At 25.1% G+C, this 20,526-nt stretch carries 22 protein-coding genes and 2 tRNA genes; 10 read left to right on the plus strand and 14 right to left on the minus strand.

The features are described 5' to 3' along the window. Window positions 1–149 precede the first annotated feature (149 nt). Genes gshB through hemW form a run of 4 tightly spaced genes read left to right on the plus strand, consistent with a single transcriptional unit; the run spans window position 150 to window position 3,434 of the window. Window positions 150–1,109 carry a glutathione synthase gene (gene gshB, locus D9V68_RS02815; RefSeq protein ID WP_158358132.1) on the plus strand — a complete coding sequence of 320 codons (960 nt, stop codon included), beginning with the start codon at window positions 150–152 and terminating at the stop codon, window positions 1,107–1,109. Window positions 1,110–1,122: 13 nt separating this feature from the next. Beyond that, complete coding sequence (gene ruvX / locus D9V68_RS02820) at window positions 1,123–1,536, plus strand: Holliday junction resolvase RuvX (RefSeq protein WP_158358134.1); 414 nt, start codon at window positions 1,123–1,125, stop codon at window positions 1,534–1,536. Window positions 1,537–1,580: 44 nt separating this feature from the next. Beyond that, window positions 1,581–2,264 carry a YggS family pyridoxal phosphate-dependent enzyme gene (locus tag D9V68_RS02825; RefSeq protein ID WP_158358136.1) on the plus strand — a complete coding sequence of 228 codons (684 nt, stop codon included), beginning with the start codon at window positions 1,581–1,583 and terminating at the stop codon, window positions 2,262–2,264. A gap of 39 nt (window positions 2,265–2,303) precedes the next feature. Further along, entirely contained in the window at window positions 2,304–3,434 is a 1,131-nt protein-coding gene (gene hemW / locus D9V68_RS02830; RefSeq protein ID WP_158358138.1) for a radical SAM family heme chaperone HemW, read from the plus strand. 10 nt (window positions 3,435–3,444) lie between these two features. Here the strand turns inward: hemW and trmB are convergent, their stop codons facing one another. Continuing rightward, the gene (gene trmB, locus D9V68_RS02835; protein WP_158358140.1) at window positions 3,445–4,167 is read right to left on the minus strand and encodes a tRNA (guanosine(46)-N7)-methyltransferase TrmB; all 723 of its coding nucleotides are present in this window, start codon (window positions 4,165–4,167) and stop codon (window positions 3,445–3,447) included. A gap of 122 nt (window positions 4,168–4,289) precedes the next feature. Between trmB and mutY the strand changes: the two genes are divergently transcribed. From mutY to murI, 3 genes are all read left to right on the plus strand, one after another. After that, window positions 4,290–5,366 carry an A/G-specific adenine glycosylase gene (gene mutY / locus D9V68_RS02840; protein WP_158358142.1) on the plus strand — a complete coding sequence of 359 codons (1,077 nt, stop codon included), beginning with the start codon at window positions 4,290–4,292 and terminating at the stop codon, window positions 5,364–5,366. Further along, window positions 5,363–5,596, plus strand: a complete 234-nt coding sequence (locus D9V68_RS02845) for an oxidative damage protection protein (RefSeq protein WP_158358144.1) — start codon at window positions 5,363–5,365, stop codon at window positions 5,594–5,596. The genes mutY and D9V68_RS02845 overlap by 4 nt, the downstream gene beginning before the upstream one ends. A 91-nt stretch (window positions 5,597–5,687) precedes the next feature. Next, window positions 5,688–6,473, plus strand: a complete 786-nt coding sequence (murI, locus tag D9V68_RS02850; RefSeq protein WP_158358146.1) for a glutamate racemase — start codon at window positions 5,688–5,690, stop codon at window positions 6,471–6,473. Here the strand turns inward: murI and sbcB are convergent. Next, window positions 6,451–7,902, minus strand: a complete 1,452-nt coding sequence (sbcB, locus tag D9V68_RS02855; protein ID WP_158358150.1) for an exodeoxyribonuclease I — start codon at window positions 7,900–7,902, stop codon at window positions 6,451–6,453. The two genes, murI and sbcB, sit on opposite strands and share 23 nt — an antisense overlap. Window positions 7,903–7,953: 51 nt before the next feature. Between sbcB and D9V68_RS02860 the strand changes: the two genes are divergently transcribed. Beyond that, a complete protein-coding gene (locus D9V68_RS02860; protein WP_158358152.1) occupies window positions 7,954–8,262 on the plus strand; it encodes a DUF496 family protein in 309 nt (102 codons plus the stop codon). 29 nt (window positions 8,263–8,291) lie between these two features. Here D9V68_RS02860 and D9V68_RS02865 read toward each other — a convergent pair. Continuing rightward, window positions 8,292–8,364: transfer RNA gene (locus D9V68_RS02865), tRNA-Asn, on the minus strand. A 124-nt stretch (window positions 8,365–8,488) separates the two neighbouring features. On the opposite strand from D9V68_RS02865, the gene D9V68_RS02870 reads away from it, so the two are divergent. Both D9V68_RS02870 and pyrE read left to right on the plus strand, forming a co-directional pair. Next, window positions 8,489–8,561 (plus strand) — tRNA-Ile (locus D9V68_RS02870). Between the two features lie 128 nt (window positions 8,562–8,689). Then, window positions 8,690–9,334, plus strand: a complete 645-nt coding sequence (pyrE, locus tag D9V68_RS02875; protein WP_158358154.1) for an orotate phosphoribosyltransferase — start codon at window positions 8,690–8,692, stop codon at window positions 9,332–9,334. A gap of 19 nt (window positions 9,335–9,353) precedes the next feature. On the opposite strand, the gene dut is transcribed toward pyrE, so the two are convergent. From dut to mutL, 11 genes are all read right to left on the minus strand, one after another. Continuing rightward, window positions 9,354–9,809, minus strand: coding sequence for a dUTP diphosphatase (gene dut, locus D9V68_RS02880; protein WP_158358156.1), 456 nt, complete (start codon window positions 9,807–9,809; stop codon window positions 9,354–9,356). A 38-nt stretch (window positions 9,810–9,847) separates the two neighbouring features. Beyond that, on the minus strand, window positions 9,848–10,597 hold the full coding sequence (cysQ, locus tag D9V68_RS02885; protein ID WP_158358274.1) for a 3'(2'),5'-bisphosphate nucleotidase CysQ: 750 nt from the start codon (window positions 10,595–10,597) through the stop codon (window positions 9,848–9,850). Between the two features lie 45 nt (window positions 10,598–10,642). Then, window positions 10,643–11,095 (minus strand): 50S ribosomal protein L9, encoded by a 453-nt coding sequence (rplI, locus tag D9V68_RS02890; RefSeq protein ID WP_158358158.1) that lies wholly within the window; start codon window positions 11,093–11,095, stop codon window positions 10,643–10,645. Between the two features lie 46 nt (window positions 11,096–11,141). Then, entirely contained in the window at window positions 11,142–11,369 is a 228-nt protein-coding gene (gene rpsR / locus D9V68_RS02895) for a 30S ribosomal protein S18 (protein ID WP_158358160.1), read from the minus strand. 82 nt (window positions 11,370–11,451) lie between these two features. After that, window positions 11,452–11,793, minus strand: coding sequence for a 30S ribosomal protein S6 (rpsF, locus tag D9V68_RS02900; protein ID WP_158358162.1), 342 nt, complete (start codon window positions 11,791–11,793; stop codon window positions 11,452–11,454). A 162-nt stretch (window positions 11,794–11,955) separates the two neighbouring features. Beyond that, window positions 11,956–14,151 carry a ribonuclease R gene (gene rnr / locus D9V68_RS02905; protein WP_158358164.1) on the minus strand — a complete coding sequence of 732 codons (2,196 nt, stop codon included), beginning with the start codon at window positions 14,149–14,151 and terminating at the stop codon, window positions 11,956–11,958. A 91-nt stretch (window positions 14,152–14,242) separates the two neighbouring features. Beyond that, window positions 14,243–15,532: an adenylosuccinate synthase gene (locus D9V68_RS02910; protein ID WP_158358166.1), complete on the minus strand. Its 1,290-nt coding sequence runs from the start codon at window positions 15,530–15,532 to the stop codon at window positions 14,243–14,245. Between the two features lie 38 nt (window positions 15,533–15,570). Further along, window positions 15,571–16,500 (minus strand): protease modulator HflC, encoded by a 930-nt coding sequence (hflC, locus tag D9V68_RS02915; protein WP_158358168.1) that lies wholly within the window; start codon window positions 16,498–16,500, stop codon window positions 15,571–15,573. 2 nt (window positions 16,501–16,502) lie between these two features. Further along, entirely contained in the window at window positions 16,503–17,717 is a 1,215-nt protein-coding gene (gene hflK, locus D9V68_RS02920; RefSeq protein WP_158358170.1) for an FtsH protease activity modulator HflK, read from the minus strand. 156 nt (window positions 17,718–17,873) lie between these two features. Continuing rightward, the gene (miaA, locus tag D9V68_RS02925) at window positions 17,874–18,785 is read right to left on the minus strand and encodes a tRNA (adenosine(37)-N6)-dimethylallyltransferase MiaA (protein WP_158358172.1); all 912 of its coding nucleotides are present in this window, start codon (window positions 18,783–18,785) and stop codon (window positions 17,874–17,876) included. A gap of 37 nt (window positions 18,786–18,822) precedes the next feature. Then, window positions 18,823–20,478, minus strand: a complete 1,656-nt coding sequence (mutL, locus tag D9V68_RS02930; RefSeq protein ID WP_158358174.1) for a DNA mismatch repair endonuclease MutL — start codon at window positions 20,476–20,478, stop codon at window positions 18,823–18,825. Window positions 20,479–20,526: the final 48 nt, after the last annotated feature.

The following is a 20,526-nucleotide window of genomic DNA, read 5'->3' on the forward strand; positions in this document are numbered from 1 at the left end:
ATGAAAATAAATTTATTAAAATATTTAAAAAAATAAAATAATTAAAATAATATTATTTTATTCATAAATATATTACTGTATAACTAATTTTAGTCAATCAAAAAATATTATCTATTCATAAAAAATATTTAATTAATAAGAAAAAATATATGCATAAAAAAAATAATTTAAAAATAGGTATAATAATGGATTCTATTGAATCAATTAATATTAAAAAAGATTCAAGCTTTGCCATTTTACTAGAAGCTCAAAAAAGAAATCATATAATTCATTATATGGAAATGAATGATCTTTATTTAACTAACGGACATCCACATGCAAGAACACGTTTGATAAAATTAAAAAAAAATACAGAACAATGGTATAAAATTACTGAAGAAAAAGATATTTCTTTAGGTGAGCTAGACGTTATTTTAATGCGGAAAGATCCTCCATTTAATACTGAATTTATTTATTCAACATACATTCTAGAACGTGCAGAAGAAAAAGGTGTATTAGTTATTAATAAGCCTCAAAGCTTGAGAGATTGTAATGAAAAAATGTTTATATCATGGTTTCCTGAAGTAACGACTAATACTTTAGTGACAAGAAATTTTTTTAAGATAAAAGAATTTTGGAAAAAACATCAAGATATTATAATCAAACCATTAGATGGAATGGGAGGTGCTAATATTTTTAGGATTAAAAAAGATGATCCTAATTTTTCAGTAATCGTTGAAACAATGACAGATTATGAAAAAAAATATTGTATGATTCAAAGTTATTTACCAGAAGTAAAATTTGGTGATAAAAGAATTTTAATTGTAGATGGAAAAACTATACCTTGGTGTTTAGCAAGAATTCCACTAATTGGGGAAACGAGAGCTAATTTAGCTGTGGGAGGAAAAGGTAAAATACAAAAACTAAGTAAAAAAGATTGGGAAATAGCTAATTATTTAGCTCCTTTTTTAAAAAAAAGAGGTTTAATTCTCGTCGGATTAGATATTATCGGAAATAAATTAACAGAAATCAATGTTACAAGTCCAACATGCATTTGTGAAATTGAATCAAAAAAAAATATTTCTATTACTGGTATGTTATTAGATTACATCGAAAAAAAAATATTATAACAGAGTATATAAAATGATATTACTTTCATTTGATTTTGGTATAAAAAAAATTGGAGTAGCAGTAGGAGAAAATATTATTAAAAAAGGAAGACCTTTAAAGGTCTTAAATGCTCATAATGGAAATCCAAACTGGGATATTATAAAAAATTTAATTCAATACTGGCAACCTCAATATATTATTGTTGGTTTTCCATTAAATATAAATGGTACAAAACAAGAAATAACTGATAAATCAGAAAAATTTGCTAATTTACTACAATATAAATTTAATATTATTGTAAAAATGCATGATGAACGTTTAACTACTGTAGAAGCTAAATCCATGATTTTTAAACAAGGCGGCTTTAAAGCATTAAAAAAAGAAAAAATTCATTCTTTTGCCGCTGTAATTATATTAGAAAGTTGGCTTAATGAGAATATAGTTTAAAATTTAGTCATATTTTAGATATAAATTTTCAAAAAGAGAAAAAAATGAATTATATTGATGTAAATTTTAAACTTTTAAAAAAAAATATAAAAAATATTATTAGTGAAAACAATCTGGTTATAAAAAAAATTAAAATAATAGCCGTTAGCAAAAACCAAAATGTTGATATTATTAAAAAAGCAATATTATCAGGAATAAATAATTTTGGAGAAAATTACGTACAGGAGAGCATTGTAAAAATAAAAGAACTAAAAAAATATACAAATATAACTTGGCATTTCATTGGTAAAATACAATCTAATAAAACAAAAATAATTGCTCAATATTTTGATTGGTGTCAAACTATTGATCAAGAAAAAACTGCCATTTTATTAAATCAACATCGACCTAAAAACTTTATTCCAATAAACGTATTAATACAAATTAATATTTCTAAAGAATTAAATAAAAATGGTGTAAATAATGTAGAAGACTGTTATGAACTAGCAGAAAAAATCTCTTTAATGCCTCATCTTAATTTAAGAGGAATTATGGCAATGCCTGAAATACAAAAAGATTTTACTAAAAATGAAAATCAATACAAAAAAATAAAAATTATCTTTAATAAATTGAAAAAAAAATACACATCAATAGACACCCTATCATTAGGGACAAGTGATGATATAAAAGAATCATTACTAGCTACAAGTAATATGATAAGAATTGGAAGAAATATTTTTCATAAATAAAATTTTAAAAAACAAGACTTTAAAAAAGATAAAAATATCATGTTTATATCTCCCCAAATAAGTTTATATATTCACATTCCGTGGTGCTTGAAAAAATGCGGATATTGTGATTTTCATTCCTATGTAAGTCAAAGCATTATTCCTGAACAACAATATATTGAACATTTATTAAAAGATTTAGAAAAAGATCTATCTCTAGTTGATTATAGAGAAATAAATACTATTTTTATTGGAGGTGGAACACCTAGTTTGCTCCAAAGTCAATCTATAGAAAAATTACTGAATGGTATAAAAAAAAGAAGTATAGTTTCTAAAATTGCAGAAATTAGTATAGAAGCTAATCCAAAAAAATTAGAATACAAACGTTTTATTAATTATAAAAAATCTGGAATTAATCGTTTTTCTATAGGTGTTCAAACATTTAATTCAAATTTATTAAGAAAAATAGAACGTACATATAATTACAAGGAAATAATAGATGCTATTAAAGCATCACAAAAAAACAATTATAATCTAAATCTAGATTTAATGTATGGTTTACCTGATCAGTTGTTGGAAGATGCATTATCAGATTTACGATATGCCATTCAATATTCTCCATCTCATATATCATGGTATCAACTCACTATAGAACCCAACACTCCTTTTTATGCAAGAAAAATTAAACTACCTAATGAAGATATAATTTTTAAAATGCTAAATAAAGGAGATAGTTTATTAAAAAAAGCAGGATATAAAAAATATGAAATATCTTCTTATTCAAAAGAAAATTACCAGTGTCAACATAATTTAAATTATTGGAATTTTGGAGACTATATAGGAATAGGATGCGGTGCTCATGGAAAAATTACTCAAAAAAATGGAAAAATTATTAGAACGCTTAAAAATAAAAACATGAATGATTTTTTAAATGGTAACTATCTAAATTCTATAAACATTATTTCTGATAAAGAGAAAATATTTGAATATTTTATGAATGTTTTTAGATTATACCAGCCTGTTTTTAAAAAACATTTCAGAGAAAAAACCAATATAAACGAAATGGTTATAGAAAAAAATATTGAAATAGCAATAAAAGAAGGATTTTTAATAAATACAATAGATTATTGGGATACGACAAAAAAGGGAAAATTATTTTTAAATTCATTATTAGAAATTTTTTTAAATTAAATGTAAAATATTATTCTTTTAATTGAAACATTAAATCAAAAATTTTATTACCTTGAAGACATCCTTTCTTTTCAAATTTAGTAATCTCACGAAAGATGGGGCGTTTAATAAACGTATTGTTTTTAGATAAATTTTTATATTTTTCAATGTTTTTAATTTCATCTAATATATAATAAGCATATTCTTCTGAATCAGTAGCAATGTGTAATATACCACTAATAATTAATTTCTTTGCAATTTTTTCTAAAAAACTACTTTTCAAAAGTCTTCTTTTATGATGACGTTTTTTATTCCACGGATCTGGAAAAAAAATTTGTACCTTTGATAAAGTACGATCTGAAATCATAGTATTGATGACTTCAATTGCATCATGATAAATAATCCTTAAATTATTAATTTTAGAAGAATAAGCAAAATGTAAACAAGAACCTATTCCTGATTTATATACTTCTATTCCTAAAAAATTTTTATTAGGAAATTTTACTGCATTTTTAACTAAAGATTTACCTGAACCAAAACCAATTTCTAACACAATTGGAGCCTTATAATTATCAAATATAGATATTAAGCTTAATGGTTTTAACTGAAAATCAATCCCTATTAATGACCAATATTTTTGAATGGCTTGTAATTGAGCTCTAGTAATACGACCTTTTCGACATACAAAACTACGAATCTGACGTAAAAAAGTACCATTATGATTATATTTCGGTATTAAAATGTTGTTTCTCATATTTTTTTATTTTTTATTTAAAATGAATGGAATATTTATAGAATATTACCTAAACAAGATTAGTTTTTTTAAGAAAATATCTATAAAACTTATTTTATTTTTTGTAAAATGGTTAAACTATAATGACAATATATTTTTTTTCACAGCTTGTTCTCAACTGGTACCATGAAAATGGTAGAAAAAACTTACCATGGCAGATAAACAAAACATTGTACACTGTATGGATATCTGAAATTATGTTACAACAAACTAAAGTCAAATCTGTTATTCCATATTTTAAAAAATTTATATTAAATTTTCCAAACATAAAATCTATAAATGATAGCAATGTAGATAAAATTTTACATTTATGGAGCGGTCTTGGATATTATAGTAGAGCCAGAAATATTTATAAATCAGCACAAATAATTAAAAAAAAACATCAAGGAATATTTCCTAGTCATTTTTCAGATGTAATCAAATTACCAGGAATAGGGAGATCTACAGCAGGAGCTATTTTATCTTTATCATTAAATTTTTTTTATCCTATTTTAGACGGAAATGTAAAAAGAATTTTAATCCGCTACAATGGTATCATTGGATATTTGCAAGATAGAACAATAGAAAAAACATTATGGAATATAATTAAAATAATTACTCCAGTACATAATACTGGAAAATTTAATCAAGCCATGATGGATATAGGATCAAAGATTTGTCTCCCTAAACAACCTAAATGTAATGTTTGTCCATTAAATCAAAAGTGTATTGCTAGATTAGAAGAAAACTGGGAAAAGTATCCTATAAAAAAGATAAAAAAAACATGCCCTAAAAGAATATCTTGGTTTATTATCATCGAATTTAAAAATACTTTTTGGGTGGAAAAAAACATCACAAATAAGCTTTGGAATAATTTATTTTGTTTTCCCAGATTTGATAATGAAATTTTAGCTTTAAATTGGATAAAAGAAAAAAAAATTAATACAAAAAAAAATGAAAAAATAACACCTTTTTCTCATACATTTAGTCATTTTATCTTAGATATTCATCCAATTTTAATTAAATTATCTTGTATGTCAAATTTTTATGAAAAAAATAATATAGGTCTTTGGTATAATTTACAAAATCCTCAAAATATAGGATTACCTCGACCAGTACAAAAAATAATTGAAATGTTCAAAAAAAATGCTTTAAAAAGAAAGGAGTATGAGAAACAATGAAACGTATGATTTTTTGCACCTTTTTAAATAAAAAATCTGAAGGTCAAGATTTTCAATGTTATCCAGGTGAATTAGGGAAAAAAATATACAATGAAATTTCTAAGAAAGCATGGAAAAAATGGCTGATAAAACAAACTATTTTGATCAACGAAAACAAGCTTAATATGTTTAAATGTGAAGATCGTAAAAAAATAGAAAAATACATGATATTATTTTTATTTCAAAAATAGTGCTATTTTATATCAAAAAATTCTATTATTATATTTAACAACTTTATGCTAACAAAATATATTAATTATTAAATAAAAAAAATTTTGCACAGTGCTTATATTTGATTCTGGAGCAGGTGGACTATCTGTACTCAAAATAATAAAAAAATTTTTTCCTAATATTCATTATATTTATATATTAGATAATGAAGCATTTCCTTATGGAAATAAAAAAGAAGTCTTTCTTATCGAAAGAAGTATAAAGATCATTAATAAAATTAAAAAAAAATACCCTATTAACATAGTAGTGATAGCTTGTAATACATTGAGTACTTTAGCTTTGTCAGATTTGAGAAAAACATTTAATTTTCCTATTATGGGAATTTTCCCCGCAATAAAAGATGCGGAAAAAATAACAAAAAATAAAATTATTGGTTTAATAGCAACTAAAGCAACAATTAACTCTTCTTATATTAGAAATATAATATACAAAAAATCTGGGGGTAATATTATAAAAACAATAGGTACAAATAAATTAGCTTTAATGGCTGAAAAGAAAATTAGAGGTATTAAAGTTTCAAAAATAGAATTAAAAAATATTTTTAAACCATGGGTTAATTTACAAGTACAACCTGATACAATTATATTAGGCTGTACTCATTTTTTATTATTAAAAAAAGAAATTAAAAAAACTTTAAATAAACAATCTGTTTTTTTTGTTGATTCAACAAAACACACAATATTTCAGATCAAAAATTATTTTCAAAAAATCAATTTTGATCAAAAAATAAAAAGTAATATTTTTTTTTATTCACAAAAAGATAAAGAATTAAAGGAATTAATATTATTTTTACAAAAATATCAATTTAAAAAAATTAAACACATTGATTTAAATTAATACTTTCATAATATAATTTTTGATATTTTTTTAATACATAATCTAATAATTTTCTAAGTAATGTTGTTTTTTTAATATTAGAAGAATTTTCTTTTAATAAACATTCAATCTTTTTTTGATATTCTTTTAAAGAAAATGGATTTAAAATTTTAAAACAATGTTTTAACCATATTTTTTTTTCATTTTTTTCTAGTGTTTCGTAAAAATTACGAGCACGATAACGAAACAACAAAGTCTTTAAACGAGGATCATTAAAATCAAAAGAAAAATTTTTTAAAAAACATGGTTTACTATCTCTAATAGTTTTAATAATTTTTTTATCATGAACGTTAAAAAAAGAATCATATATTTGTAAATCAACATTGGAAGATTTATTAGAATTATTTTCTTTAGAAAAAATAACTTGAATATTTTTTATAAAAAAAAGATTTTTTTTAAAGAAATTAACTTTTTCATTACATGAATAGATATTAAAATTTAATCGATCATAGTCTTCTTTACGAATTGTTTTCATCGGTGCTAATATAGGGCAGCGATTAAAATACACTAATACTATTCCTAAATCGAATAAATTTTTTATAAAATCACTTTCAAAATTAATTTTTCGACATAAAAAGATTAATTTTTCAATATCTTTAAATAAATCAATAGAAATTAAGATATTTTTATTTTTTTGATGCCATGTTATTGGAAGTATACAACTAATATTTCGACGAGCTGCACCAAAAAAACTAGAAACATAAAAAATAGGTTCATTTTTTTTTAGATTAATTAATTTGTATAATTCATTTTTATTTCTCATTTTAAAAAAAAAATCAAATAATTTGGGCTGTTTTTTTTTAATAAGTTTTGCCATCTCAATAGTAGCATATACATCTGACATGGCATCATGTGCATTAAAATGCATAATGTTATTTATCTTTGTTAAATCTGATAATTTAAAACTAGGAAGTCCCAGTTCGTTTCTAGGCCATTTTATACCATCTGGTCTTAACGCATAACATACTCTTAATAAATTTAATAAATCCCAACGGGAATTCTCATTCCGCCAGCTCCATTCATAAGAATCAAGAAAATTTCTATAAAATATATTTCTTGTAATTTCATCATCAAAATTTATATTATTATAACCAATAATACAAGTATGAGGTTGTGTTAAAATAGAATGTATTTTTCTTGAAAAATTATATTCATTCATTCCATGTTTTTGGGTATATTGAGGAGTAATATTAGTAATTAAAATAGAATAAGGATCAGGTAAATAATCATCTGATGGAAAACAATAAAAACACTCTGGATTATCTAAAATATTTAAATTTATGTCTGTTCTAATACAAGCGAATTGAGCCGGTTTATCTAAAGATGTATGTATTCCAAAAGTTTCATAGTCATAAAATAAAAAAGTAGGTTTTTTTTTTAAAAGTATCATATTGTTATAAATATAATTTAAAATTCAAGGTTGATAAAAAGGGAGTTTAACATGTCAGAAACAAAAAAGTCATTTAAAAATGTATTAGAATTTGTACATAAGTTTAGAAGAAAAAACAAAATTAAAAGAGAAATATGCGATATTGAAAAAAAAATTAGAGATAATCAAAAGAGAATATTGCTTTTAGACAATCTTAGTCAATATATTACATTGGATATGAATTATGAAGAAATAAAAAAAATAATTTTTACGATGAAAAACGATTATGAAGATAGAATAGATGATTACATTGTTAAAAATGCAGAATTATCAAAAGAAAAAAGGAATTTATCAAAAGAATTAAAATTGATTATTGATTAAAAAATATTATCAGATAAAAAATATTTTTTCTCCCCTGACTGGATTCGAACCAGTGACATACGGATTAACAGTCCGCCGTTCTACCAACTGAACTACAGAGGAATATAAATATATATATCAAAATTTTACATATCTGTCAAATATATATAAATATTTTTTAAAAAAATAAAAAGAATTCTAGATTATTAGAAAAAATTCATTTATAGTAAAGAGAGTATAAAAACGTGGCCCTTTAGCTCAGTGGTAAGAGCAAGCGACTCATAATCGCTTGGTCGCTGGTTCAAATCCAGCAAGGGCCATCAATAAAACTTAATACTTCTATATTATGCTATCTAATAAAAATTATGTTAATTTTTGATATCAATTAAATTATTAGTATTTAGAATGATATTCTAAAAATTTTATAATTAATTAGGATTTAATTTTTATGAACTGGAAGAAAGAATTTATTGATTTTTCTTTTAAAAAAAAAGCATTAAAATTCGGAAGGTTTAAATTAAAATCAGGACGGACAAGTCCTTATTTTTTTAATTCAGGTCTACTATCTACAGGAAAAGATATTACTAAAATTGGTCTATTTTATGCCCGTTCCATAATAGACTCAAAAATGAAATTTGACGTCTTATTTGGTGCTGCATACAAAGGAATTCCTATTGTTGTAGCTACTGCTATAGCGTTAAAAAATTATTACAATTTAAATATCCCCTATGCTTTCAATCGAAAAGAACAAAAAAAACATGGAGAAAAAGGAGATTTAATTGGAAGAGAAATTAGTGATAAAAACATTATTATTCTAGATGATGTCATTACATCGGGTACAGCAATACATCAATCAATTGAAATGATAGAAGAAAAAAAAGCAAAAATATCTTCTATATTTGTGCTTTTAGATAGAAAAGAAAAAGGAAAAAGAAATTTACATACTATTCACCACCTTAATAACAAGAAAAGTTATAAAATAATTTCAATAATTACTATTGAAGATTTGATTTCCTATTTACTAAGAGATACAAACTTAAAAAAACATATACCCGAATTAACAAAATATCGCGAAAAATATGGAATTGACTAGAAATCAGTAAAATTCTTTACTAAATTACACCAGAATGACCAAATCCTTTTTTAGCCCGTACAGTTTTTTTGAACTCTTTAACTAGAGAAAAATGGGGTTTTATAACTGGAATAAATATTATTTGCGCAATTCTATCGTACGGATTAATATAAAAATCTTTTTCACTACGATTCCAAAGAGATATCATTAATTGACCTTGATAATCTGAATCAATTAAACCAACTAAGTTGCCTAATACAATTCCTTTCTTATGACCCAATCCAGATCGAGGCAAAATTAAAGCTGTAACATTTGGATCTGCAATGTATATTGCTATTCCTGTTGGAACTAAAATAGTTTTTTGAGATTTTAATTTAGTTTTTTTTTCCAAACAAGCTCTAAGATCTAAACCAGACGATCCCATCGTTGCATATTTTGGTAACAAAAAACTTTTACTTATCTCTGAATTTAAAATTTTTATTTCAATATTTTTCATAAGAATATTACATTTTAAAGTAATTTGACTAATAAAAATTAAGATGTAGATGCACAAAAACCAGTATTAACAAAAGAACGACGAGAAGATAATGAATAATTTAAATTTTCATCCGTCCATGTTTTAACCTTTCCACCAGCTGCGACTACAATGGAATGACCGGCTGCAGTATCCCAAATATGAGTATTTCCAAATCTTGGATAAATATGCGCTATTCCTTCTGCTATCAAACAAAATTTTAATGAAGAACCCATTTTTTTTATTCTGTAATTTTTTCTTGCTCGTAAATAATCTTTTAATTCTTTATCAGGATGCGAACGACTAGTAATTAACAAAGGAACTTTTGATTTAGAAACATAAATTCTTTCTTTGTAACCAGGTTTTTTTTCTTTCCAAGCGTGTTTATTTAAAGAACAATACAAAATATCAAAAAAAGGAGCGTATATTACCCCTAATACAGGAATTCCGTTTTTAATTAAGCTGATATTTACTGTAAATTCACCATTTTTTTTTAAAAATTCTTTAGTTCCATCTAATGGATCTACTAACCAGTAATGATTCCAATGTTGACAAATTTTAAAATTATATAATTCCTCTTCGGAAAGAATTGGAATATTGGGGGTAATTAATGAAAGTCCTTTTTTAATTATACTATTAGCTTCGTGATCAACATTAGTTATAGGAGTTTTATCTGATTTGTAAGAAATATTTATAAATTTTTCAGAATTATAAAATTTCATAATTGTATTACCGGCGCTACGTGCCAACCCACAAATTTTATCTAACATTTTATGCCATATATTCATAGTACCAAAGAAAACATTTTTATAAAATTATTTTTTTGGAATTATATTAACCGTAAAATAAAGAAATACTTCGTTATGTGGTTGAAAAATAACTTTGTGTTCACCCACTTGACGTAATAAACCATTAGGTAATCGAATTTCTTTTTTATTTATTTTAATACCCAGTAGCATCATTTCTTTAATAATATTTCTAACTCCCACAGAACCAAATATCTTACCTTCTTTCCCAACTTTCGATGCAATTGTTAAAGAATTGACTTTTTTAATTTTATCGGCTCGTGACTGTGCTATTAGCAATTTGCTAATGTTTTCTTTTTCTAATGCAACACGTTGAGCTTCAAAAGATTCAATATTTTTTTTATTAGCTAAAATAGCTTTTCCTTTTGGGATTAAAAAATTTCTCGCATAACCAGATTTAACATTTATAATTGCTCCGGAATCACCTAATTTATAGATTTTAGATAAAAGAATGACTTCCATAGTTGACCTGTTCTCTTTTTATTTAATGTTTGATTGTATCGTAATTTCAACGGTGTTGATCAGTATATGGCAATAAAGCAAGATAACGTGCTCTCTTAATAGCTTTAGATAATTGTCTTTGATATTTTGCTCTAGTTCCAGTAATACGACTAGGAACAATTTTACCGCTTTCTGTAATATAATTTTTCAGAACAGTGATATCTTTATAATCTATTTCTTTAACGTGTTCTGCAGTAAACCGACAAAATTTTCGACGACGAAAGTAGCGAACCATTTTATTTTCTCCAAAAAAAATATTATAAATAATTATTTTAAAATATTTGATGTTTTCTAATACTTAATATTTTCAATGAATTTTATTTTTTTTCTTTTTTATCATCTTTAAGTTTTAAAATAGGTGATGATTCAGTTACTGCTTCTTTCATACACATAATGATATTGCGAAGAATAAAATTATTGAAACGAAATTCTGTTTCTAAAAGATTAATAGTTTGGGGAAAAACTTCTATATTCATTAAAATATAATGTGCTTTATGCAGTTTTTTAATAGAATAAGATAACTGGCGTCTACCCCAATCTTCTAAACGATGTATGTTGCCAGAATTATCATGAATTATTTTCTTATATTTTTCTATCATTAAAGGTATTTTGTCACTTTGATCAGGATGAACCATGAATATTATTTCATAATGACGCATCAAAATGCTCCTTTCGGTTTTTTTTAGCTTCCTTTATAAGATATTTTCTATATATATTTTAAAGGGAGCAAGGAACTTTTTTAAAATTTTTAAATAATTACTGTATATGGTATTTTAATTACAGAAAAAAATCAATATAATTTGATATTTTAAAAATATACATTAATAAGATTTATATAAAGATAATTCTATTTTTCTCTCATGTAAATTTACAGAAAGCACTTGAACTTGTAAAGTATCACCAAGACGATAAATATTCTTTTTAGACTTTCCAATTAGTTTGAGTCCTAGAGAATCAAAATAATAATAATCATCATGCAAAGAAGCTATGTGGACTAATCCATCAATAAAAAACTGATTCAAACGAACAAAAAATCCAAAAGAAGTTACATTAGAAATAACACCAGTTAATATTTCGCCAATTTTTTTATTCATAAAATCACATTTTAACCAATCAATTACGTTTCTGCTTGCTTCATCTGCACGTCTTTCAGTTATAGAGCAATGAATTCCTATTTGTTTCATTTCACTAATATTATATAAATAAGTATCAGAAGAATTACAATCATTCGATGATATATTATTTTTATTTGATAATAAATATTTAATTACTCTATGTAATACAAGATCAGGATAGCGTCTAATAGGTGAAGTAAAATGAACATAACTAGATAAAGATAAACCAAAGTGTCCACAATTATCAGGAGAGTATACCGCTTGTTTCATAGAACGTAATAATATTGTTTGAATCATTTCATATTCAGGACGATTAGAAATATTTTTTAATAAATTAGAATAATGAATTGATTCAGGAGTTTCTCCCCCTGACAATGTTAGCCCTAATTCTTTTAAAAATAAACGAAAACTGATAATACTATCTTTTTTAGGACGATCATGGTTGCGAAATAAAACGGGATGTTTATATTTTTCAACAAAAGAAGCTGAAGCGATATTTGCTAAAATCATACATGATTCGATGAATTTATGTGCATCATTTCGAATATTTTGATAGATATCTTTAATTCTAAAATTAGAATCTAAAATAAACTTAGGTTCTATATTTTCAAAGTCAATACCTTTTTTAGAATGATTATTATCATGTAAAATTTTTTGTAAACATGAAAGATTTTCTATATATTTTAATAATTTTTTATATTTAGAACGAAGAAAAATATCACCATTCCAAATTTTAAAAATTTCATTATATGTAAATCTTCCATGAGAATATATGATGGCCTCATAATGTTTATAACTGATTAATTCTCCTGTCTTCGATAAACTCATCTCACATATTAAACATAAACGTTCCGTATAAGGAATTAAAGAACATAAATTTGTAGAAATTTTTTCTGGTAACATTGGTATAACTAATGAAGGAAAATATATAGAAGTGCCTCTTGCTAAAGCTTCTTTATCTAATGCTGTATTAGGTTTGATATAGTAACTCACATCCGCAATAGCCACCCATAAATCCCAACCTTCTTCTAGATTTATTTTTTTTTTACAAAAAATAGCATCATCAAAATCACGAGCATCTTCGTCATCAATCGTAAAAAAAGGAAGATGTCTTAAATCTATACGATTTTTAAAATCAGATTGATTTATTGTATCATTGATTGTATTAATTTGTTTTTTGATTTCATCTGACCACAAAGAAGGGATAGCATGCGTACGTAAAGCTATTTCTATAGCTAAATTAATACCCATTTCTTTTCCAAGAACTTCTACTATCAATCCTTTTATTTTATTATTTCTTATGAGATTTTTTTTTAATTTTACAACAACAACAGAACCTATTTCAATGTGTTCTTCAACAGATAAACATATAAAAATTTTGAAGTTAAAACGAGTATCATCTGGAATAACAAATTTTTTTTCATTTTTAATATAATACCTACCAACGATTAATACATTATTAGGTTGTAGTATTTTTAAAAACTTTGCCGCACTTCTTCCTTTTCTATCAGAATTGACAATATGAGCCAAAATAACATCACCATGAATACAGCATCTCATTTGTTCTGATGAAAGCCAAAGATCATCTTTTAACGTTTCTGTTCTAAGAAAACCATAACCGTCTCTATGACCTATAACTTTTCCCTGGACTACTTTAAGATTTTCAGGAGCAATATAACAACGATTTTTAGTATAGATTATTTGACCTTCACGTTCCATTGCTCTTAATCTACGACGTAGTGCTTTTTTCTCTTCTTGATTGTTGATACCGAATTTTTTCTCTAAATTTCTTTGACTTATTAAGTCTTGACATTTTCTAAGCCATGATAAAATATATTCTCGACTTGGAATTGGATTTTTATATTTATTAGCTTCTCTTTTTTGGTAGGGATCTACTACCATATTTACTTCTCCATGTATATTGTTTTAGAATAAAATTTCACATTCATAAATAGCAATCTATTTTTCTAATAAATTAACAGTTTTATTTAATCTAAAAAAAATCTTGAATTAAAATAATATCAGAACGATCTGGACCTGTAGAAACTATATTAATAGGAATCTGTGTTATTTCCTCTATACGATTGATATAATTACGTGCTTCATGGGGTAAATGCTCTAACTTTTTCACTCCTAAAGTTTTCTTAGTCCATCCCGGATAAGTTTCATATATTGGTGTTATATTCTCCCAATTATCTCCTTCAGGAAATGATGCGCTTTCTAAAGTATTAGAATTTTTATAAGATGTACAAATTTTTATTTCATGTAATCCATCTAATACATCTAACTTTGTTATACACAAACTAGATATAGAATTAATTTTTACTGCTCTAGATAAAGACACAGTATCTAACCAACCAGTACGTCTTTTTCTGCCAGTTGTAGAACCAAATTCATGTCCTTTGTTTGAAAAATGTTTATCTATATCATCAAATACTTCAGTCGGAAAAGGACCATTGCCTACTCTTGTACAGTATGCTTTTGTTACGCCGATTATACAACTTAAGTCTTTAGGTCCTACTCCTGTTCCAGTAATAACACCACCAATCGTACTATTGGAAGAAGTAACATAAGGATATGTACCATGATCAATATCTAAAAAACTACCTTGAGCTCCTTCAAACACTATCTTTTTGTTATTTTTAATAGCTTGATGTAAAATACACGTAGTGTCTTGTATCATATCATGAACGATATCTATTATTGGTAGCAAATCTTTTAAAATAGTTTTGTAATCAATAGCTTTCTGTTTATAAAAAGATACTAATTGATGGTTATAATAATCAACTATTTTTTCTAAACGCATGGATAAAACTTTTTCATTTTTTAAATCTTCCATACGTAAGGCACGACGAGCTATTTTATCTTCATATGCAGGTCCAATACCCCTTCCCGTTGTACCTAATGCATTAATGCCTAATTTTTTTTCACGAGCTATATCCATTTCAATATGGTATTGTAAAATTAAAGGAGAAGAATTAGAAATAAATAAACGTTTACTAATAAAAATATTATTTTTTTTTAACATATTTATTTCTTTTATTAGTGCTGATGGTGAAACCACTACACCATTAGCAATAATTCCAATTACACTATTATGTAATATTCCGGATGGAATTAGGTGAAGAATAATTTTTTTTCCATTGACAACTAGAGTATGACCTGCATTATGTCCTCCTTGATATCTTACAACATATGAACTATCTGCAGTTAAACAATCTACTATTTTTCCTTTTCCTTCATCACCCCATTGCGTTCCTAATATTACTATATTTTTATTCATGTTTATAATGCCCATTTTGTATATTTATTTTTAAAATATTATTCTTCAATTTTAATCATTTGATTCATATATTGAAAAAAATCACTATCTGAATTAATTAACATAATATTCTGCTTGTTTTTAAAACTATTTTCATAAGCACGCAAACTACGAATAAAAAAATAAAAATAAGGCTCAGAACTAAAATTCTTTGCAAATAATTTTGTTACTTCTGCTTCCCCTTCACCTTTAATAATTAATGCTTCTTTTTGTGCTTTTGCTAATATTAAAGATACTTTGTAATCCGCTGCAGCACGTAATTTCTCTGCTTGTTCTTGTCCTTGAGAACGCTGACTTCTGGCTACAGCTTCTCTTTCTGCTCTCATTCGATTATATATAGCATCAGAGACTTCGATGGGTAAATTGATTTGTTTAATACGAATATCTACTACTTGAATACCTAGTGCATTCATACTATTAACATTAATTAAAGATGTTTTTTTTAAATTAATAGTGCCTTTATTCAATGAAGTTAGAACATCTGTTGTTAATCTTCCTCGAGAATCAGTAACAATTTCTTTGACGTTAAGACGACCTATTTCAGAACGTAATCGATCACTAAATTTTCTTTTTAATAATACTTCGGCCTGAAAAGTATCCCCTCCTCCAGTCGCAAGATAATAGCGACTAAAATCATTAATCCGCCACTTAATATAAGAATCAACAATAAGATCTTTTTTTTCTTTCGTAACAAAACGATCTGCTTGATTATCCATAGTATGAATCCTTCCATCTAACATTTTAACTGTTTCTAAAAAAGGAAGCTTAAAATGTAATCCAGGATTATATACTACAGTTTTCTGTTCATTATTACGTAAAACTTTACCAAATTGTAAAATAATCCCACGTTCTCCTTCTTTAACAATAAAAAAAGAGGAAGATAATAAAAGAAGCAAAAAACTTGATATAAAAATAAAAACTTTGTTCATATTCATTCTGTCTCTTTATTTGCAACATCACTTCGCATCGAGTCAATACGACGTTGTTCTAAAATATTCTTAGGAGATAATGAAGAAAAATAGTTAAAATGTTTATCCTTCTTAGAAGGATAAGAATAATTCTTACTAAAATTTTTATTAATAGATTTGATGTTAGAAAAAAGTTCATTCAAGGATAAAAAGAATGTGGAATGATTTTTCTGATCAATAAATATCTTTTTATTTTTACTTAACATTCTTTCCATTGATTCTATATAAAGACGTTTTAAAGTTATTTTTTTAGCTTTTTTATATTCAGGTAGAATTTTCGAAAAACGAGCCACTTCTCCTTGAGCTTCAAGAATTATACGCGATGAGTATGCTCGAGCTTCTTCTAAGATTCTTTGTGCCTTACCATTAGCTTTAGGATTGACTTCGTTGGCATAAGCTTCAGCTTCACGTACGTACTGTTCACGGTTTTCACGCGCTGCAATAGCATCATCAAAAGAAGATTTAACCTCTTCTGGAGGTCTAGCTGTTTGAAAATTAACATCTAATATTGTAATTCCCATTTGATATGGTTTGATGGTGTCTTCAATTTCTTTTTGAGTATCACTTCTTACCAAAGTACGTCCTTCTGTTAATACTCGATCCATAGTTGAATGTCCGATAACTCCCCTCAATGCACTATCTGTTGCTTGACGCAAACTGTCATCTGGATAAGAAACAGAAAATAAATAATGAGCGGGATTAGTGATTTTATATTGTACATTCATTTCTACACGAACTACATTTTCATCTGAAGTTAACATTACACCCGAAGTTGCTAATTCACGTACAGTTTCAACATTCACCGTTTTAACTTCGTCAATAAAAACTGGTCTCCAATTTAATCCTGGCTCGACTAAATGACTAAATTTGCCAAAACTAGTAACCACACCACGTTCGGCTTCTTTGATAGTATAAAAACCACTAATACACCAAATAAAAAAACTTATAAATATTATTATTAAAAAAGGATGACTTGTCTTATTTGATAAACTAAAAGAATTATTGTTTCTAGTAATAATATTCTTCATGTTATAAAAAAAACTTTTTATATCTTCTATAGTATCTTTGTTCTTTATTTTTTTTTCATTTTTATTATCCGAACAGTTTTTATCTTCACTATTCTTGCCCCCCCATGGATCAAGTTCAGGTTTATTATCACTTGGTTTATTCCAGGCCATTCTATGCCTCATTTATTAGTTTTATTACTAAAATAGTTTTAAAAAATTATTGAAAGAATTAAATGTTTATTTGTTTTAAGATCTAAAGAATCTATAAAAAATTTTTTATATTCTATTAAGAATAAAACACTATTTTTTCTATTAATATCATTAATCTTATAAAAACTTTTTACATCCTTTTTCAAGGGTATCTAATACTTGTTCAACTAGAATATTTGTATTAGAATTATATAATATCTTATTGAGATTCTCCCATTTTTTTAACCATGTTAGTTGACGTTTAGCTAATTTTCTTGTAGAAAAAACAATTTTATTGAACATTTCCTTATGACTTGTTTTGTATTCAAGATATTCCCACATTTGACGATATCCTATACATCGCATAGATGGTAAATTTATATGCAAATCTCCTCTTAAAAAAAGAAATTCTACTTCTTGTTGAAAATCTAACATGAACATTTTTCTTACACGAAATTCAATTTTATTATTCAACCATTCTTTATTCGGAGGTATAATTGCAAATTGAAAAACAGTATATGGTAATTGATAGTTATTATATTTTTTTAGTTCTGTTAAATTTTTTCCAGAAAGATGAAAAATTTCTAAAGCTCTTAATAATCTTTGAAAATCATTTTTGTGAATTCGACTAGCAGAGATAGGATCTATTAATTCTAATTTTTCATGTAAAGAATATTTATCGTTAGCTTTCTGTAATAAAAATTCACGTGTTTTAATATTAGATGGTGGCAAAACAGATAATCCATATAGTAATACATGATAATAAAACATTGTACCACCAACAAGACAAGGTATTTTCCCTAATTGAATAATATTATTGATTTCTTTTAAAACATCATTCTGAAATTCTGAAGCAGAATAGTATTCAACTGGATCTTTAATATTTAATAAACGATGAGGATGACTAGATAAATCAGAAAAACTTGGCTTATCTGTTCCAATATCCATTCCACGATAAATTAATGCAGAATCTACACTAATCAATTCTATTGGTAAATATTTTCTAAGACACATAGCAAGTTTACTTTTTCCACATGCTGTTGGTCCCATTAAAAAAAGAATTATAGGTTTTTTTTTTTATAAAAATTCATAGTTTTAAAATACATAAAGCTGCATCAATATCTATTTTTTGCAATAATTTTGGTGGAGGATTTTTTAGTAATAAAGGATAATAATATTCTATTTCTAAAATCACTGCAATGCCATTAATATAATTCCAATCTTTTAGTTCTATAAAAACGTTAATATAAAACCAATTTATCATTTCTAAAATTGATATTTTTTTTCTAAGAAATAGAAATTTGAAAAAAGATAATATTAGATCAATGTTATTTTTTAAAAAACAAGGAGTTGTGCTTAAAATAACATATTTTTTTTTAAAAATTAAATGAAATCCAATTTTTGATAAAATTTTTCTATTATTAAATAATATGATATATTCTTGCAATGTAGAATTAAGTTTAATGTTAGTTAAAAAGTATTCAGGTATTATTTTTTTTTCAATATCATTTATCAATTTTTTTTTTTCAACAATTCCCTGGGCTAAAGGTAATGAGATTAAGAAAAAATCATTACGATAACAAATCAAACCATAATATTTACGTATAACTATTAACAATTTTCCAATAGAAGTATTATCTTTTTTTAAACAACTCTTAAGATTAGAATTAAAAAAACCTGATTTATTAAGTTCTTTTTTTTCATATATATTTTTAAATAAAATATTTTTTGATGAATATTTATATGTAATTTTTTTTAAATTACATAAAATAGCTTCGTAAATAAAAATATAAATTATATTAGGTTGATGAAACTTGATTTCATTTTTAGTGGGGTGAATATTAACATCAATATTATTAGGTGGAATTTTTAAATACAAAATAAATGATATATTCTTATTTCCTACTATTTTATAGTAAGCATTACAAATTGCGTTAACAAAGAGTTTATTATAAATACATCGATTATTAACATAACAATATTGTATTTTTTTAAGATTGTTACAATCTTGAAGATATGATATCCATCCAAATAAAAAAATATCATCTTTTTTTGACTGTATCTCTCTTGATTTATTTATATTGAATGTATTTAGTATATTTCTCAATCTATAAATTTTTTTTTGCTCATTATTTACAGAATTATATTGAGCAATCAATTTTTCATTATGTTTTAAAGAAAAATTTATATCAAAGTGAGATAAAGCTATTTTTTTTATTACTTCAAAGATTTTAAAAAATTCTGATCTTTTATTCTTTATAAATTTAAGACGGACTGGTATATTATAAAATAAATTTTCTACTATAACAGTTGTACCTTTCGGATGAGCAATAGGTTGCACAGTAATATGATTATCAATAAATCTTTCTGAATATATTTTCCAAGCAAGACTATTTAAATGAGTACAAGAAATTAAAGTTAATCTTGATACAGCTCTAATACTAGCTAGAGCCTCGCCTCGAAATCCAAAAGTACTGATGGCATCTAAATCTGATAACGAATTAATCTTACTAGTAGCATGATGAGTAATTGCAAGTAATAATTCTTTTTTTTTAATACCGCAACCATCATCTCTTATAAGAATGGATTGAAAACCACTTTTTTCAATTATAATGTTAATATTTTTCGCACCAGCATCTATACTATTTTCTATGATTTCTTTAACAACAGAAGCTGGACGATCAATGATTTCTCCAGAAGAAATTTGACTAGATAAATCAGATGGTAATATAAGAATGGGCATTGCCTTTTTCTCTAATTTTATTTAATATACTATTTTACAAAAATAGAA

This window comes from Buchnera aphidicola (Hyperomyzus lactucae) (genome assembly GCF_005081705.1).
GTDB lineage: Bacteria > Pseudomonadota > Gammaproteobacteria > Enterobacterales > Enterobacteriaceae > Buchnera > Buchnera aphidicola_Y.